We start from the raw sequence: 15,152 nt of genomic DNA, 5'->3' as shown, positions 1-15,152 counted from the left end.
GCGCGTCACCCACAACGTCGATTCCCGCGTTTCGTGACGCCGGGATCACGACCGACTCTCGACATATGAAGAAGAGACGGTCATCCAAACATCAAGGAGTTTAGTCATGAGTAGCAAGAACAAGGTGATCCAGGCGCTCGAAACCGAGCAGATGAGCAAGCAGATTCCGGAATTCGCGCCGGGCGACACCGTGACCGTGCAGGTCAAGGTTGTGGAAGGTAGCCGCGAGCGTCTGCAGGCTTTCGAAGGCGTGGTGATCGGCAAGCGCAACCGTGGGCTCAACTCCGCCTTCACCGTGCGCAAGATTTCCCACGGTGTCGGCGTCGAGCGTACTTTCCAGACGTACAGCCCGCTGGTCGATTCCATCGAGGTCAAGCGCCGCGGTGACGTGCGCCAGGCCAAGCTGTACTACCTCCGCGAGCGCAGTGGCAAGTCTGCTCGCATCAAGGAAAAGCTGACTCGTTAAGTGGCTTGCGGCGTCCTCGAGACGTCATGAGCGCTCCCCTTTGTGAGCGCTCGACGAGAACCCTGCGGGCCCTTGGCTCGCGGGGTTTTTGCATATGGGGTGAGCGAAGGCGACGCGGGGAGAGCAAAATCGGTGAATGATCTCGAGTGGCGTGATGCTTTTATCGATGGGCTCTGGCTGGAACGCGGGCTGAGTCGGCACACGCTGGATGCTTACCGGCGTGATCTGGATGCCTGGCTCGCGCACCTCGCGTCGCGTAGCGAGCGTCTAATGGCCCCCGGGGAAAGCGCGCTGGAGACGTTTCTGACGGCGCGCCGCGAGCACTATCATCCCCGCTCGGTGGCACGCTTGTTGTCTTGTCTGCGGCGCTTCTATCGCTGGGCGCTGGCCGAAGGGCATATCGCCCATGACCCGCTGGCCGAGGCACGTGCTCCCAAGGCCATCGCCAAATTGCCCAACACGCTGGATGAAACTGAGGTCGAGCGTTTGCTCGAAGCTCCGGACGCGGATACGCCGCTGGGACTGCGTGACCGCACCATGCTCGAAGTGTTGTATGGATGTGGCTTGCGTGTTTCTGAACTGGTCGGTTTGACGGTGGATGCGGTCAACTTGCGTCAGGGTGTGTTGCGCGTGCTCGGCAAGGGCGATAAGGAACGCTTGGTCCCACTGGGCGAAGAAGCGGCCGCATGGCTCGAGCGCTACCTGCGTCAAGGGCGTGGGGGGTTGATGAACGATCCGACCCGACCGCCCCTGTTTCCCGGACGCCATGATGGATTCATGACCCGCCAGACGTTCTGGCATCGTATCAAGCGACATGCCGTGGCGGCTGGCATCGATAAGCCCCTCTCGCCACACACGCTGCGTCATGCATTCGCGACGCACCTGTTGAATCATGGGGCCAATTTACGTGTCGTACAGTTGTTGCTGGGACACAGTGATCTGTCGACCACGCAAATCTACACCCAGGTGGCCCAAGCGCGTCTGGAAGCGCTGCACGCCCAACATCATCCTAGAGGTTGATCATGTCTAGAGCCGTATTGTCCGTCATGGGGGGCGCCTTGGCCCTTCTAGCCGCTCCGCTGAGTCTTGCCGCGCCCCCCGAGGGGCTGGCCGACAAGCTGACCCACAATGGGCAGCCGATGCCGGTGGCGTCGATCGAGGAGTCGCCGTTATCAGGGCTCTATGAGGTACGCCTCAAGGGCGGCGAAACCCTCTATACAGACGCCGATGGGGAATACATGGTCGTCGGTGACCTGTATCGCAACCGTGACGGGCAGATGGTCAACTTGACCGAGCGTGCCGCCAACGAACGCCGCCAGGCGCGTCTCGATGAGGTCCCCGAGGATAAACGCGTCATCTACAAGCCCGCCGGCGAGGTCAAGGCGCGCATTACCGTCTTTACCGATACCTCGTGCCCTTATTGCCAAAAGTTCCATAAGGAAGTCCCCCGTCTCAATCGGATGGGAATCGCGGTAGACTATCTGGCCTTTCCACGTGCCGGCGTCGACTCCGAGGCGGCACGCGTGCTGAGCCAGGCCTGGTGCGCCGACAACGCCACCGAGGCGCTCACCGCCGCGATGCGCGGGGAAACTCCGGATGCCACAGCGCAGTGCGAGGCGCCGGTGGCCGAGCAGTATGAACTGGGGCGTGAACTGGGGATTCAGGGAACGCCCGCCATCGTGTTGCCCAATGGCCGCATGGTGCCGGGATACGTGCCGGCCGAGCGGCTGGCGTCGATGCTTGGCATCGAGGAATGACCGACCGACGATAATATGATGACCTCCGACGCTAGGCGCAGGAGGTCCGCTGGACACATACACTGAGTAAGGGGAGCGGGACGTTGAAACCGGTGAGAGTAGGTATCTGTGGGCTAGGGACCGTGGGTGGCGGTACCTTCAATGTGTTGACGCGCAATGCGGACGATATCGCCCGTCGCGCCAGTCGACCGATTATCGTCGAGCAGGTCGGTACGCGTCGCGATAACCCGCAATGCGAAACCGCCGGGGTCAAGGTCACCCGCGATGTCTTCGAGGTGGCGCGCAATCCCGATGTCGATGTGCTGGTCGAGTTGATCGGCGGCTACGACGTGGCCCGTGAACTGGTGATGACGGCCATCGAGAACGGCAAGCACGTGGTCACCGCCAACAAAGCGCTGATCGCCGTGCACGGCAACGAAATCTTCCAGGCCGCGCACGAAAGGGGTGTGATCGTGGCCTTCGAGGCGGCCGTGGCCGGCGGCATCCCGGTGATCAAGTCGCTGCGTGAAGGCCTGGGTGCCAACCGCATTCAATGGCTTGCCGGTATCATCAACGGCACTGGCAACTACATTCTGACCCACATGCGCGACGAAGGCCGCGCCTTCGACGACGTGCTTGCCGAGGCACAGGCGCTGGGCTATGCCGAATCCGACCCGACGTTCGATGTCGAAGGTATCGACGCCGCCCATAAGTTGACCATTCTGGCTTCGATCGCCTTCGGCGTGCCGCTGCAGTTCGACAAGGCCTACACGGAGGGCATCTCGCGGGTCACGGCCGACGATGTCGAACAGGCCGATCAACTGGGCTATATCATCAAGCACCTGGGGATTTCCAAGCGCACCGAAAAAGGCCTCGAACTTCGCGTGCACCCGACGTTGATTCCTAAAGAGCGCTTGCTGGCCAGCGTGCATGGCGTGAAGAACGCCATCGCGGTGATGGGCGATGCCGTGGGGCCGACGCTTTACTATGGTGCCGGCGCGGGGGCCGAGCCCACGGCCTCGGCGGTGGTCGCCGACCTGCTTGACGTGGCGCGCGACATCACGACCGAGCACCATTACCGTGTGCCGTATCTCGCCTTCAGCGGCATCGACGAAGCCGACGGCTCGCTGCCGATCCTGCCCATGGAAGACATCGTCACTGCCTATTACCTACGCCTGTTGGCGGTGGATCGACCGGGCGTGCTGGCGCGGGTGGCGACGATTCTCTCCGAGCAAGGGATTTCCATCGAGGCGATCATCCAGAAGGAAGCCACCGAAGGCGAGCTGGTGCCCATCATCCTGATGACGCACCGCACCCGCGAGCAGCAAATGAACGAGGTGATCCGTCAGCTCGAATCACTGGCCGATATCGCCGGTCCGGTGACACGGATTCGTGTCGAAGCCCTCGACGAGAACGAATAAACCAAGCTTCGAGTCGCGAGCACCGGGCTTCGAGCAGAACCAGCTCGCCGCTCGAAGCCCGCAGCTCGCCACTCACGGAGTGAAGTATGCGTTACATCAGTACCCGCGGGCGCTCGCCCGCGTTGTCCTTCGAGGATGTCGTGCTCACCGGGATGGCCTCCGATGGCGGTCTTTACGTGCCGGAGACGATTCCCACGCTCTCGACGGAGGATCTCGAGGCGATGGCGGGACTTTCCTACGCCGAGATCGCGTTTCGCGTTATGAAGCCCTTCGTTGGTGGCGAGATCGACGACGACACCTTCCGGCAACTGGTGAAGGACGCCTACGCGACCTTCAGTCATGAAGCCGTCGTGCCGCTCAACCAGCTTGCCAGCAACCACTTCCTGCTCGAGCTGTTCCACGGTCCGACGCTGGCGTTCAAGGATGTCGCCTTGCAGTTGCTGGGGCGCATCCTCGATCACTTCCTGGCCAAGCGTGGCGAGCGTGCGGTGATCATGGGCGCGACATCCGGCGATACCGGGTCGGCGGCGATCGAAGGCTGTCGGCATTGCGACAACCTCGACATCTTCATCCTGCATCCGCATAACCGTGTATCCGAGGTGCAGCGTCGTCAGATGACCTCGGTGCTGGCCGACAACGTCTTCAATATCGCCATCGAGGGCGATTTCGACGACGCCCAGGCAATGGTCAAGGCAAGCTTCGCCGATCAAACGTTCCTGAACGGCACGCGCCTGGTGGCGGTCAACTCCATCAACTGGGCGCGCATCATGGCGCAGGTGGTCTATTACGTGGCCTCTGCGGTGGCCCTGGGCGCGCCGCATCGTGAGGTGAGCTTCTGCGTGCCGTCGGCCAACTTCGGCAATGTCTTCGCTGGCTACGTGGCCTATCGCATGGGCTTGCCGGTCAAGCAGTTCGTCGTGGCGACCAATGCCAATGATATCCTGCATCGCACGCTGGCCGACAACGACTTCTCCAAGCAGGCGCTCAAGGCGACTCTGGCACCGTCGATGGATATCGTGGTGTCGTCGAACTTCGAACGTTTGCTGTTCGAGGCTTATGATCGCGATGGCGACGCCGTGCGCGATCTGCTCGAGCGCTTTCAGCAAGAGCCGGCGGTTCTCGCCGAAGCACCGCTGGCACGGCTACGCGAGAAATTCGTCAGCCACAGCGTCGATGACGACACCATTCTCGAGGTGATTCGCGACGCGCATGGGCGTACCAAGGAATTGCTCGATCCGCATACCGCGACGGGCTATCGTGCCGCCGAGCGTGTTCGCACGGATGCCTCGACGCCGATGATCACCCTGGCGACCGCGCATCCGGCCAAGTTCGCCGACGCGGTGCTTCAGGCGGGTTTCGAAGGCGTGCCGCTGCCCGCACACATGGCCGGTTTGCTCGAGCGTGAAGAGCGTTACACCGTGCTACCGGCCGAGCTTGAGGCCGTGCAGGCCTTCGTCGCCGAACAGCGCCGTTGACGTCCCAGGCGCGTCGTGGTGATTCACGCTGCGCGCCCGAGGCTTGCCATCTGCCGTCTCCCGAGGAGTCATTCGTGTCAGTAGCCGAGCATGACCCGCAACGCCTGCTGAACCGTCGCATCCTGTCACGTCCGCGTGATGAGAGCGTCTACCGCCGCGCGCAGTCGGCTGGGCTCAGCGAACTGCAGGCGCGGATACTGGCTGGGCGTCTGCACGACTACACAGACGATATCGCATCGCTGATCGACCCCAGCTTGCGCTATCTGGCGCACCCCGAACGTCTGCAGGACGCGCGCCGTGCTGCCGAGCGGATCGCCCTGGCGGTGACCGAGGGCGAGCATATCGGCATCTTGACCGATTACGACGTCGACGGTATCACCTCGCACGTCGTCATCCTGCGGACCCTGAACGAGCTGTTCGGCGTGCCGATGCATAAGCTGCACAGCTTAATAGGCCACCGTATCTTCGATGGCTACGGCATTAGTTTGCCGCTGGTGGAGCGTACTCTTGCATTGTCGCCACGACCCAGCCTGGTGATCACCGCCGACTGCGGTAGCTCCGACGAGCCGCGTATTGCGCGTCTGCGTGAGGCAGGTCTCGATGTCGTGGTGACCGACCATCACGCCTTGCCGACGGCGGGGCCTCCGGTGTCGGCGTATGCCACCGTCAATCCCACGCGCAGCGATTGCGATTACCCAGACCCCACCATCGCCGGTTGCATGGTGGCGTGGTTGACCATGTCACTGACGCGTTCGGTGCTCATCGAGCAGGGCGTGGCCGCACCCTCGACCCCGAAATTGTCGCCGTGGCTGTCTTACGTCGCTTTGGGCACCGTGGCGGATTGCGTCTCGCTGGGTGCGAGTCCCGCCAACCGTGCCGTGGTCAGCCATGGGCTGACATTGATCAACCGCATGGGCGCCGCCTGCTGGCGGGTCATGGCCGAGCGGCTGGGGGACGACAGCGTGCCCTTCGATGCCGAAACCTTGGCCTTTCAGATGGGGCCGCGCATCAACGCGCGCTCGCGTCTCGATGACCCCTATGCGGCGCTGCACTTCATGCTCGCCGCCGATGATGCCTCGGCACGGCGTCATCTCGAGGTGCTGGATACCGACAACCAGTCACGCAAGGCGATCGAGGCGGACATGGTCGAGAGCGCCCGGGCATTGGCGTTCGACGCGCTGGCCGAGAGCGCATCGGCCATCGTGGTTTTCCTCGAGGACGGGCATGCAGGCGTGCAAGGTATCGTGGCCTCGCGTCTGGTACAGGCTTTCGGGCGCCCCACGCTGGTGCTTACGCCGGCCGCTGCGCCGGGCATGCTGACCGGTTCGGGACGTTCCATCGAAGGGCTGCACTTGCGAGACGCATTGCAGCGCGCGCATGAACTGGCCCCCGAGGCATTGCCACGTTTCGGGGGACACCGGGGAGCGGCGGGCATTGGCGTACCGCGCGAGCGTCTGGCGGAATTTCGCGATGCCTTTCTCACGGCGGTCGAGCAACAACTCAGTGGCCGCGAACTTTTCCCCTACGTGCTGACCGACGGCGCCTTGCTGCCCGAGCAGCTGTCATTGGCGGCGGTGGATGAACTGGCGCGTCTGGCACCCTATGGTCGTGAGTTCGATGCCCCGCTGTTCGACGGCGAGTTTCGCATCGAGCAGCTACGCCCGGTGGGGGCGGATGGCAATCACCTGATGCTCGAACTCTCGTGTGGCGCGGTGAGCCTCAAGGCGATCTGGTTTCGTGCCCTGACACCTGGCGAGCTGCCGCCGTTCGGACTCGGCGATCGTCTGCGCTGTGCCTACAAACTATCGCGCAACCGCTGGCGGGGGCGTGAGTCGTTGCAGTTGATGATCGAGCACGCCGAGCCAATGAGCTAGAAGCCGAGAACGGTTCTTCTCCCTGGGATTCTTCCAGGCGCGAAGCGCCGGTCTTCCCGCTTCCAGCCGCGCAGCGGCGCTCTTCCAGCTTTATCAGTAGTTCGGCCAGACGCCGGGCGTGGCCAGTTCCAGAAGGTGGCCGTCCGGGTCGCGGAAATAAAGGCTTTCACCGCCTTTCGGCCAGTGGGTGCGGCCTTCGATGGGAATGTCGTGGGCGACGAGTTGGGTTTCCCAGTCTTCCAACTCATCGCGATCAATGGCCAGCGCTAGATGCACGCGCCCGGAACCGTCATGGGGCGGTATGGTGCCCATGCCGTGTGGCAAGTTCACGGTATCTTCGGTGCTGCCTTGTTGAAACAGCAGCAACACGCTGCCTGGCCCGGCCTCGTAAGCGGTGAAGCGATGGTCGGCGGTAAAGGCCGACAGCATCATCACGTTCTCGAAGAAGGCCCGGGCGCGGGCCATATCGTTGACGTAGAGGGCGGTTTCGAGAACGCCTTGAATGCGTGGCATATCACTCCCCGTTTGCTGCGACGCGATGCCTTCCAGCATAGCCAGCACACGGCAATGACCTCAACGTGGCGATAGCCAGAACCACCAGACGATGCCGGCGATCAATGCCAGCCCGATCAGATTGACGAGAAACGTCATGCGTCCTCCTGGGATGTCTTGGCGCTCTGTGGCGTGGATTTAAAAAGCCTTAACCGATTGGCGTTGCTGACCACGGTGACCGAGGACAGCGACATGGCCACGGCAGCGACGATGGGTGAGAGCAGCATCCCCGTCAGCGGATAGAACACCCCGGCGGCGATGGGAATCCCCAGGCCGTTGTAGCCGAAGGCGCCCCACAGGTTCTGCTTGATGTTGCGCAGCGTGGCGCGGCTGATCTCGATGGCATCGGCCACGCCATGCAGGGAGTTGCGCATCAACGTGATACCCGCCGATTCGATCGCCACGTCGGTGCCCTGACCGATGGCGAAGCCCACGTTGGCTTGTGCCAGGGCCGGGGCGTCGTTGATGCCGTCGCCGGTCATGCCAACGAGGTGGCCGTCGCGTTGCAGCTGCGCGACGATCTCGCGTTTGTCCTCGGGCAACAGCTCGGCCTCGACACGCGCGATGCCCAACGCCTGAGCCACGGCCCGGGCGGTATGTGCGTTGTCGCCGGTCAGCATGACGACCTCAATGCCGTCCGTTTGCAGGCGTGCGACGGCGTCGCGGCTATCCTCGCGCAACGGATCGCTGATGCCGAAGACGCCCAGCACTTGCCCGTCGGCGGCCAGATAGAGCGGTGTCTGTGCCTTCTCTTCAAGCTCGGCGCCCCATGCCTGGGCCTGGCCCAGCTCGACATCACCTTCGTGCATCAGAGCGGCGTTGCCCAAGCGCAGCGACTGGCCGGTGTCTGTCATGGCGGTGACACCGCGCCCGCTGAGCGCTTGAAACTCGCGCAGCTCGGGAAGCGCGGTCTGTGTGGCGCCCTGCTGGTCGGCGTAGTCGCCGAGGGCCTCGGCGAGGGGATGCTCGGAGCCACGTTCGAGGGCCGCCACCCAGCTCAAGGCGGTGTGGGTATCCTCGGTGGCCCACTGAGCGGTGGTCATGCGTGGGCGACCCTCGGTCAGCGTGCCGGTCTTGTCGACGACCAGCGTGGTCAACTTGCTGGCAGTCTGCAGTGCATCGCCATCACGCACCAGGATGCCGTGCTCGGCGGCCTTGCCGACGCCGATCATGGTCGACATCGGTGTTGCCAGCCCCAGCGCGCAGGGGCAGGCGATGATCAGTACGGTGGTGGCGGTGACCAGCATGTGGACCAACTGCGGCGCGGGGCCGAAATTGAACCAGGCCAGTGCCGTGAGTACGGCGATGATCAACACACTGGGCACGAAGATAGCGGAAATTCGGTCGGCCAGGGCGCCGATGGGGGGGCGAGAGTTCTGGGCGCTGGCCACCTGCTCGACGATGTGCCCCAGGCGACTGTCGGCGCCGATACGGGTGGCGATATAGACCAGCGTGCCACGGCCGTTGACCGTGCCCGCGCTGACCTCGTCGCCGGGATGCTTGGCGACGGGGTGCGGCTCCCCAGTCAACATCGATTCGTCGATATGGCTGTCGCCTTCTTCAATACGGCCATCCACGGCCAGGCGCTCGCCGGGACGCACGCGAATCCGCTCGTCGATGGCAACTTCCTCGAGCGGTACGTCGTGTTCATCACCGTCGCGGATTACCCGGGCGGTGGGGGCTTGCAGGTCGAGCAGGCGGTTGAGCGCCCGGGACGTGCGTCCCCGGGCGCGCAACTCCATGGCATTGCCGAGACTGATCAAGCCGATGATCATCACCGAGGCTTCGAAATAGAGCCCACGCGCCGCGACTGGAATCGCCTCGGGGATCAGTACCACCGTCATCGAATAGAGCCAGGCGGTGCCGGTGCCGACGGCGATCAGGGTATCCATGTTGGCCTGATGATGACGGAAGGTTTTCCAGGCATTGACGAAGAAGCGCCGGCCCGCCGTGGCCATGATGCCCAGCGTTACCACACCGATCAGCAGCCAGACCCAGCGTTCCGGACCGTTCAACTGTGGATGGTGGAACAGCATGCTGCCCATAAGCAGCACACCGGGGATGAGCCCCAATGCGGTGTCGCGGAGCCGTTGACGGTACTCGTGCGCCTCGTTTTGTTCACGCGTGCGCGCCGCCTGGCCGAGATCCTCGATGCGCTCGGCACCGTAGCCGACCGCTTCGACGGCATCGATCAGTTGCTGGGGGCGCGCGTCGCCGAAGATCTCGGCGGTATGCGAGCCAAAGTTGACGCTGGCCGAGCGCACGCCGGGCGTAGCATTCAAGGCCTGGGTAATGGTGTTGACGCAGCCGGCACAGGTCATGCCGGACAACGATAGACGAACTGGCGCCCCTTCGGACGTTACTTGGGTATCTTGTCGGTCGTCGCTCGAAGCCGTCGCCGATGCGCCGTCGTCAGTGGTGCTCGCCGTCGCTTCCGGTGGGTAGCCGGCCTGCTCGAGCAACGCGCTCAGGCGCGACGCGTCCAGAGATGCTGTGACGTCGAGACGCTTTTCACCGGGCTCGCCGATGACGTCGGCCTGGCCATCCTCGGCTTGGATCGCCTCGCGCATGCGTTTGACGCAGCCCTGGCAGTTCATGCCGGGCACGGTGAAAGAATGGGGAGCCGTTGTGCTCATCTTGCGTTCTCCGTTCGGGGCGCTCATGGCGCCTGGCGTGAGAAACCGTCGTCACTTTCCATGGGCAGACTCTCGATCAGCCGGCACAAGCTATGGCCGTCGGGCGTGCCATCCGGCATGTCCCTCCAGGCGCTCAAAGCGTGTTCCATGCGCGTCGCCAGGGCCTGCAACTCACGGATGCGCGACTGAATTTCCGGCAAGCGTTCGGCCAGCAGGTCGCGCACCATGGGGCACGGCGAGTCGCCATGGTCGGCGTGCTCGAGAATTTCGCGCACCTCGCGAAGACTGAACCCCAGCGTGCGTGCTCGCTGTATGAAGCGCAGGCGATTGAGGTCGTCGGCATCATAGAGCTGATAGCCGTTGCCGGGATCGCGCTGCGGGTGCAGTAGCCCCTCGCGGGTGTAATGGCGCACCGTTTCGCCGGTGACGTCGGCGGCGCGGGCCAGATCGCTGACTTTCATGGGGCCTCCTGAGTGATATGAGAAGTCTAGAACCTTTGGGTAACACAAAGGTCAAGGCAAGCCCAGTCTATTTACAGTTCTTTCGTTTAAAATATTGAAATAAATACATAAATACTCCCGCTACCTTAAAAGGCATGAGATGCAGGATTCTTGGTAAGACTAAAGAATGAGCGTTTCCAAGATTAAAACAAACGTTTGCTCTTGACTTGAAAACGCCCATCGGCCAAAACGAAGAGGCACGCCATTATTCGGGCAAGGGTAAAAAATCTAGAAGATTTTCGCCTCCACGTCTCCGCAGAAGAGGACGTTTTCATGCATAACAAGATCAACAAGCTCACACTCGCCGTGACGCTGGCGTCTGCCGTGATCGCATCCGGTCAGGCTGCCGCGTCGGGCTTTCAGGTTCGTGAACAGAGCGCCAAGGCATTGGGTAACGCCATGGCAGGTGCGGCGGCCGGTGCCGAGGATGTCAGCTATATGACCTTTAACCCGGCAGCCATCGGTAATGTCGAGGGTACCCAAATCGCTGGCGGCATTTCCTATGTTGATGCCAACTTCGAGTTGACCGATGCATCGGCGAGTCCAGCCGGAGTACCTGTCAGCTACGATCGTGGTGGCTCGCGCGAGGGTGGCGAAGAAGCCTGGGTGCCCAGCTTCGCCTTCAAGACGCGCCTGAATGAACGGTTCGATCTGGGGCTGGCGATCTCCGCGCCGTATGGCCTCTCGACGAAATATGACAAGGAATGGATCGGGCGTTATCACGCCGTCGAAACCGAGCTTGAGACTATCGATATCCAGCCGACGCTGAACTATCGTGCCACCGACCGCCTCAACCTCGCCGTGGGGCTACGCGCTCAGTATGCCGATGCCACGCTCTCTAACGCCATTGACCTTGGAGCTGTTGGGGCTAACCCTAACAACACTAACCCGCTCCCACCCACAGCGATCGGTAATGCCGATGGCATGGCCGAGGTGACCGGCGATGACTGGGGCTACGGCTACACCCTGGGGGCGCTGTTCCAGGCCACCGAGCGCACCCGTCTGGGCATCAGCTACCGCTCAGAAGTCGAACTGACGCTAGACGGTGACGTCGACTACAGCTCCGACAATCCGGTCGGCCAGCAGGTGCTGGCGGGAGCGCAGGCATCGGGCCAGCTACAAGATGGAGGGGGCAAGGCAGATATCACCACGCCGGCTAACCTCAATCTGGGTATCTATCATCAGTTGACCGACCGGCTCGCCTTGATGGCCAATGCCGAATGGACCGAGTGGAGTAGCTTCGAGGAGCTTACCGTCGAGTTCGAGAATGGCCCACCTGACACAAGCACCACAACCGAAAACTGGGACGATACCTGGGCCTTCTCGGTAGGGGCTAACTATCAGCTCAACCGGCAGTGGTTGCTGCGCGCCGGCCTGGGTATCGATGAATCGCCGGTGCCGGACAGCGAACACCGCACGCCGCGTGTACCGGATGCCGACCGTCGCTGGGCGACGCTCGGGGCGACCTGGATGCCGACTTCTAACCTTGGCGTGACGGCGGGCTACATGCACGTCTTCGGCGACGATGGCGATATCGATCAATCCGGTACCAAGCCCGAGAATGCCAACCGTGGCAACCTTTCCGGGACCTATGAAGTCGACGCCAACGTCTTCGCGCTGTCGATGGATTATCGCTTCTGACCCATGTCGCGCAATGGGCCTGCATGACGACGAACCCCGGCGATGTGCCAGGGTTCGTCGTTTTCCCACTTTGACTGACGATGTCTTATTCGACAGGTTTCAGGGGGCTCCAGTCCTTGCGGTTGGCCAGGAACTCGGGCCGAGGACGGTTGCCGCAGTACGGGTCGTGCAGCGTGTTCTCGACACTGTTATAGACGAAGAACAGGTTGCTGCGTGGCCAGCACGACATGTTGATGTTGGAGCCATGCAGCGTGTTGCACTCAAACATCACCAGCGAGCCGACTGGCCCCTTGGGCGCCTCGATATCGCCCTTGATCATCAGGTCGCGCAGGCTGGCATCGTCCGGTACGCCGATTTCCTGACTCTTGAGCGACTCTTTATAGTTGTTCTCCGGCGTGCGGCCGACGCAGGGAACGAAGTAGTTGTGCGAGCCGGGCACCAGCATTAGCGGACCATTGAATTCACCATTTTCGGTGAGAATGATCGAACAGCTCACCGAGCGCATGCGTGGCATGCCGTCTTCGCTGTGCCAGGTCTCGAAATCCGAATGCCAGTCGAAGCCCTTGCCCTTGAAGCCGGGCTTGTAGTTGATCCGCGACTGGTGAATATAGGCATCGCCACCGAGGATCTGCTGGACCATCGCCAGCAGGCGCGGGTCGCGAGTCAGGCGGCTGAAACGCTTGGATATCTCGTGGATGCCGAAGATCGAACGAATTTCCTGCTTGCTGGGCTCGAGGATAGTACCTTCCGAGAGCTTGAGGTCATCATCGTTCTCGTAGTCGCCCAACTCCTCGAGGAACGCGGCCATCTCGTCCTCATCGAAGAATCCTTCGAAGGAAAGGAAGCCTTTGCGTTCGAACTCGTCGAGCTCGGCTTCGCTGAGCGGCCCCTTGCGCTGCTCGCCTTCGCTATGCACCACCGGGTCGATGCGCTCGAACATCCCCAGTTTGCGTTCCAGGCGCGTCGGGAATAGGTCTTGAGTCTCTTTCATCGCAAACTCCTCCATTAGTCTGCTGGGAACGGTATTGCGCCATTCCCCCCCGTGTAAACGTAGTCGGAGAGGTTGGCGCCGACAAACACAGCCGTGTATGCCTTTGTAGCTCGCCAGACTTGCTAGGCGAACGCGATGAGGCTACGCCACAGTCGAGAGCGTGTATTTAGCATGTGTTAAGGCCAACCCATTCATCGTCGCCACTGCAAACGTCTTGCGTTTGCAGTGGACTTTACGAGGGAGGGGGGGGTCGGGGTCAAGCGGCGTCGCCGACGAAGGCGGCCCTCATCAATTCTTGGGTATAGCGTTCGCGCGGGTTGGCGAAGATAGCGTCGGTCGCGCCCTGTTCGACGACTTGGCCCTCTTTCATCACCAACACGGTATCGGCTAGCGCACGTACCACCGAAAGGTCGTGACTGATGAACAGGTAGGTCAGGTCGTGCTTCTGCTGCAGGTCGCGCAGCAGGTCGATCACCGTGACCTGCACCGAGCGGTCGAGCGCCGAGGTGGGCTCGTCGAGCAGCAGGAATTCCGGTTTGAGTACCAGCGCCCGGGCGATGGCGATACGCTGGCGTTGGCCACCGGAGAATTCATGCGGGTAGCGGTTGCGCATCGCCGGGTCGAGCGCCACTTCCTTTAGCGCCTCCACCACCTGCGCCTCGCGCTGGCGGCGGTTGAGCTCGGGGTGGTGCACGCGCAGTCCCTCGCTGATCACTTCGCCGACGGTCATGCGAGGCGAAAGCGAGCCGAAGGGGTCCTGGAAGACCACCTGCATGCGCGAGCGCAGCGGTCGCATGTTGGCGGTATCCAGCGCGGCGATGTCCTGGCCGTCGAAGCGAATTTCGCCGCGACTCTTGAGCAGGCGCAGCAGTGCCCGGCCCAGCGTCGACTTGCCCGATCCGGACTCGCCAACGATGCCCACGGTCTGGCCGCGACGAATGCTCAGGTCGATGCCACGGACCGCCTCGAAATACTCGCTGGCGCGGAACAGACGTTTCTTGAGCGCGAAGCGTACGCGCACGTCCTTCGCCTCCAGCAGCATTGGCAGCGTCGCGTCGACCGGTGCCTTGTGGCCACGCGGGTCGGCATCGATCAGCATGCGTGTGTAATCGCGTTGCGGGTTGCTGAATACCTCGGTGGTGGTGCCGGACTCGACGAGCTCACCATAGCGCATGACACACATCCGGTCGGCGAAGTGGCGCACGATCCCAAGGTCATGAGTGATGAACAGGATCGCCATGCCGTAACGTGCCTGAAGATCCTTGAGCAGCGCCAGGATCTGCGCCTGGACGGTGACGTCGAGCGCAGTGGTGGGTTCGTCGGCGATCAAAAGCTCGGGTTCGCAGGCCAGCGCCATGGCGATCATCACGCGCTGGCGCTGGCCGCCCGAGAGCTCGTAGGGATAACTGTCGATGCGCCGGGCAGGCTCGGGGATACCCACTTGCTCGAGCAGTTCGATGACCTTGGGGCGTGCTTGGCGCTTATTGAGGCCGAGGTGTTTTTCCAGCACCTCGGCGATCTGTGCCCCGATGCGCTGCAAGGGATTGAGCGAGGTCATCGGCTCCTGAAAGATCATCGAGATGGCGTTGCCACGGATGCGACGCATGCGCTTGGGTGTGACGCTCAAGAGATCCTCGTTCTTGAAGCGGATGGCGCCAGACGTTCGAGCCAACTCAGGCAAGAGGCGCATCGCGGCGGTCGAAGAGACCGACTTGCCGGAGCCCGATTCGCCAACCAGTGCCAGCGTCTCGCCGGGTTGGATGGAGAAACTCACGTTCTTGACGGCCGGCACCGTGCCGTTAGGCAGTTGGAAGTCGACGCTCAAGTTGTCGATTTCAAGCAGATTGTCAGCCACGGTCA

Annotated in this window: 12 protein-coding genes; 7 read left to right on the top strand and 5 right to left on the bottom strand. The window is 62.4% G+C overall.

Going from position 1 to position 15,152, the window contains the following annotated elements; translation table 11 throughout:
* Positions 1-106: 106 nt before the first annotated feature.
* From rplS to SR908_RS06005, 6 genes are all read left to right on the top strand, one after another.
* Positions 107-466 carry a 50S ribosomal protein L19 gene (gene rplS / locus SR908_RS06030; protein WP_097022219.1) on the top strand — a complete coding sequence of 120 codons (360 nt, stop codon included), beginning with the start codon at positions 107-109 and terminating at the stop codon, positions 464-466.
* A gap of 132 nt (positions 467-598) precedes the next feature.
* Positions 599-1,486: a site-specific tyrosine recombinase XerD gene (gene xerD, locus SR908_RS06025; protein WP_097022218.1), complete on the top strand. Its 888-nt coding sequence runs from the start codon at positions 599-601 to the stop codon at positions 1,484-1,486.
* A gap of 2 nt (positions 1,487-1,488) precedes the next feature.
* Positions 1,489-2,223 (top strand): DsbC family protein, encoded by a 735-nt coding sequence (locus tag SR908_RS06020; protein WP_246919130.1) that lies wholly within the window; start codon positions 1,489-1,491, stop codon positions 2,221-2,223.
* Positions 2,224-2,306: 83 nt separating this feature from the next.
* Positions 2,307-3,623: a homoserine dehydrogenase gene (locus tag SR908_RS06015; RefSeq protein ID WP_246919132.1), complete on the top strand. Its 1,317-nt coding sequence runs from the start codon at positions 2,307-2,309 to the stop codon at positions 3,621-3,623.
* Positions 3,624-3,709: 86 nt separating this feature from the next.
* The gene (gene thrC / locus SR908_RS06010) at positions 3,710-5,098 is read left to right on the top strand and encodes a threonine synthase (RefSeq protein ID WP_246919134.1); all 1,389 of its coding nucleotides are present in this window, start codon (positions 3,710-3,712) and stop codon (positions 5,096-5,098) included.
* A 74-nt stretch (positions 5,099-5,172) separates the two neighbouring features.
* Positions 5,173-6,972 carry a single-stranded-DNA-specific exonuclease RecJ gene (locus tag SR908_RS06005; protein WP_246919136.1) on the top strand — a complete coding sequence of 600 codons (1,800 nt, stop codon included), beginning with the start codon at positions 5,173-5,175 and terminating at the stop codon, positions 6,970-6,972.
* A gap of 93 nt (positions 6,973-7,065) precedes the next feature.
* Here SR908_RS06005 and SR908_RS06000 read toward each other — a convergent pair whose 3' ends face one another.
* From SR908_RS06000 to SR908_RS05990, 3 genes are all read right to left on the bottom strand, one after another.
* The gene (locus tag SR908_RS06000; protein ID WP_246919138.1) at positions 7,066-7,485 is read right to left on the bottom strand and encodes a VOC family protein; all 420 of its coding nucleotides are present in this window, start codon (positions 7,483-7,485) and stop codon (positions 7,066-7,068) included.
* 134 nt (positions 7,486-7,619) lie between these two features.
* Positions 7,620-10,160 carry a heavy metal translocating P-type ATPase gene (locus SR908_RS05995; RefSeq protein WP_246919140.1) on the bottom strand — a complete coding sequence of 847 codons (2,541 nt, stop codon included), beginning with the start codon at positions 10,158-10,160 and terminating at the stop codon, positions 7,620-7,622.
* A 23-nt stretch (positions 10,161-10,183) separates the two neighbouring features.
* On the bottom strand, positions 10,184-10,621 hold the full coding sequence (locus SR908_RS05990; protein WP_246919142.1) for a MerR family transcriptional regulator: 438 nt from the start codon (positions 10,619-10,621) through the stop codon (positions 10,184-10,186).
* A gap of 312 nt (positions 10,622-10,933) precedes the next feature.
* On the opposite strand from SR908_RS05990, the gene SR908_RS05985 reads away from it, so the two are divergent.
* Entirely contained in the window at positions 10,934-12,301 is a 1,368-nt protein-coding gene (locus SR908_RS05985; RefSeq protein ID WP_246919144.1) for an OmpP1/FadL family transporter, read from the top strand.
* Positions 12,302-12,386: 85 nt separating this feature from the next.
* Here SR908_RS05985 and thpD read toward each other — a convergent pair whose 3' ends face one another.
* Both thpD and SR908_RS05975 read right to left on the bottom strand, forming a co-directional pair.
* Positions 12,387-13,292, bottom strand: coding sequence for an ectoine hydroxylase (thpD, locus tag SR908_RS05980; RefSeq protein ID WP_246919146.1), 906 nt, complete (start codon positions 13,290-13,292; stop codon positions 12,387-12,389).
* 256 nt (positions 13,293-13,548) lie between these two features.
* Positions 13,549-15,147 (bottom strand): ABC transporter ATP-binding protein, encoded by a 1,599-nt coding sequence (locus tag SR908_RS05975; RefSeq protein ID WP_246919148.1) that lies wholly within the window; start codon positions 15,145-15,147, stop codon positions 13,549-13,551.
* Positions 15,148-15,152: the final 5 nt, after the last annotated feature.

The sequence above is a fragment of the Chromohalobacter canadensis genome, from assembly GCF_034479555.1.
GTDB lineage: Bacteria > Pseudomonadota > Gammaproteobacteria > Pseudomonadales > Halomonadaceae > Chromohalobacter > Chromohalobacter canadensis.
Note: the sequence above shows the minus strand (reverse complement) of the source record. Positions and strands in the feature narration are given on the sequence as shown.

What these genes read in the sequence shown, in the direction of transcription:
- SR908_RS06020 (WP_246919130.1), top strand. Translation starts at nt 1,489, where the DNA reads ATGTCTAGAGCCGTATTGTCCGTCATGGGGGGCGCCTTGGCCCTTCTA.
- thpD (WP_246919146.1), bottom strand. Translation starts at nt 13,292, where the DNA reads ATGAAAGAGACTCAAGACCTATTCCCGACGCGCCTGGAACGCAAACTG.
- SR908_RS06000 (WP_246919138.1), bottom strand. Translation starts at nt 7,485, where the DNA reads ATGCCACGCATTCAAGGCGTTCTCGAAACCGCCCTCTACGTCAACGAT.
- SR908_RS05995 (WP_246919140.1), bottom strand. Translation starts at nt 10,160, where the DNA reads ATGAGCACAACGGCTCCCCATTCTTTCACCGTGCCCGGCATGAACTGC.
- thrC (WP_246919134.1), top strand. Translation starts at nt 3,710, where the DNA reads ATGCGTTACATCAGTACCCGCGGGCGCTCGCCCGCGTTGTCCTTCGAG.
- rplS (WP_097022219.1), top strand. Translation starts at nt 107, where the DNA reads ATGAGTAGCAAGAACAAGGTGATCCAGGCGCTCGAAACCGAGCAGATG.
- SR908_RS05990 (WP_246919142.1), bottom strand. Translation starts at nt 10,621, where the DNA reads ATGAAAGTCAGCGATCTGGCCCGCGCCGCCGACGTCACCGGCGAAACG.
- SR908_RS05985 (WP_246919144.1), top strand. Translation starts at nt 10,934, where the DNA reads ATGCATAACAAGATCAACAAGCTCACACTCGCCGTGACGCTGGCGTCT.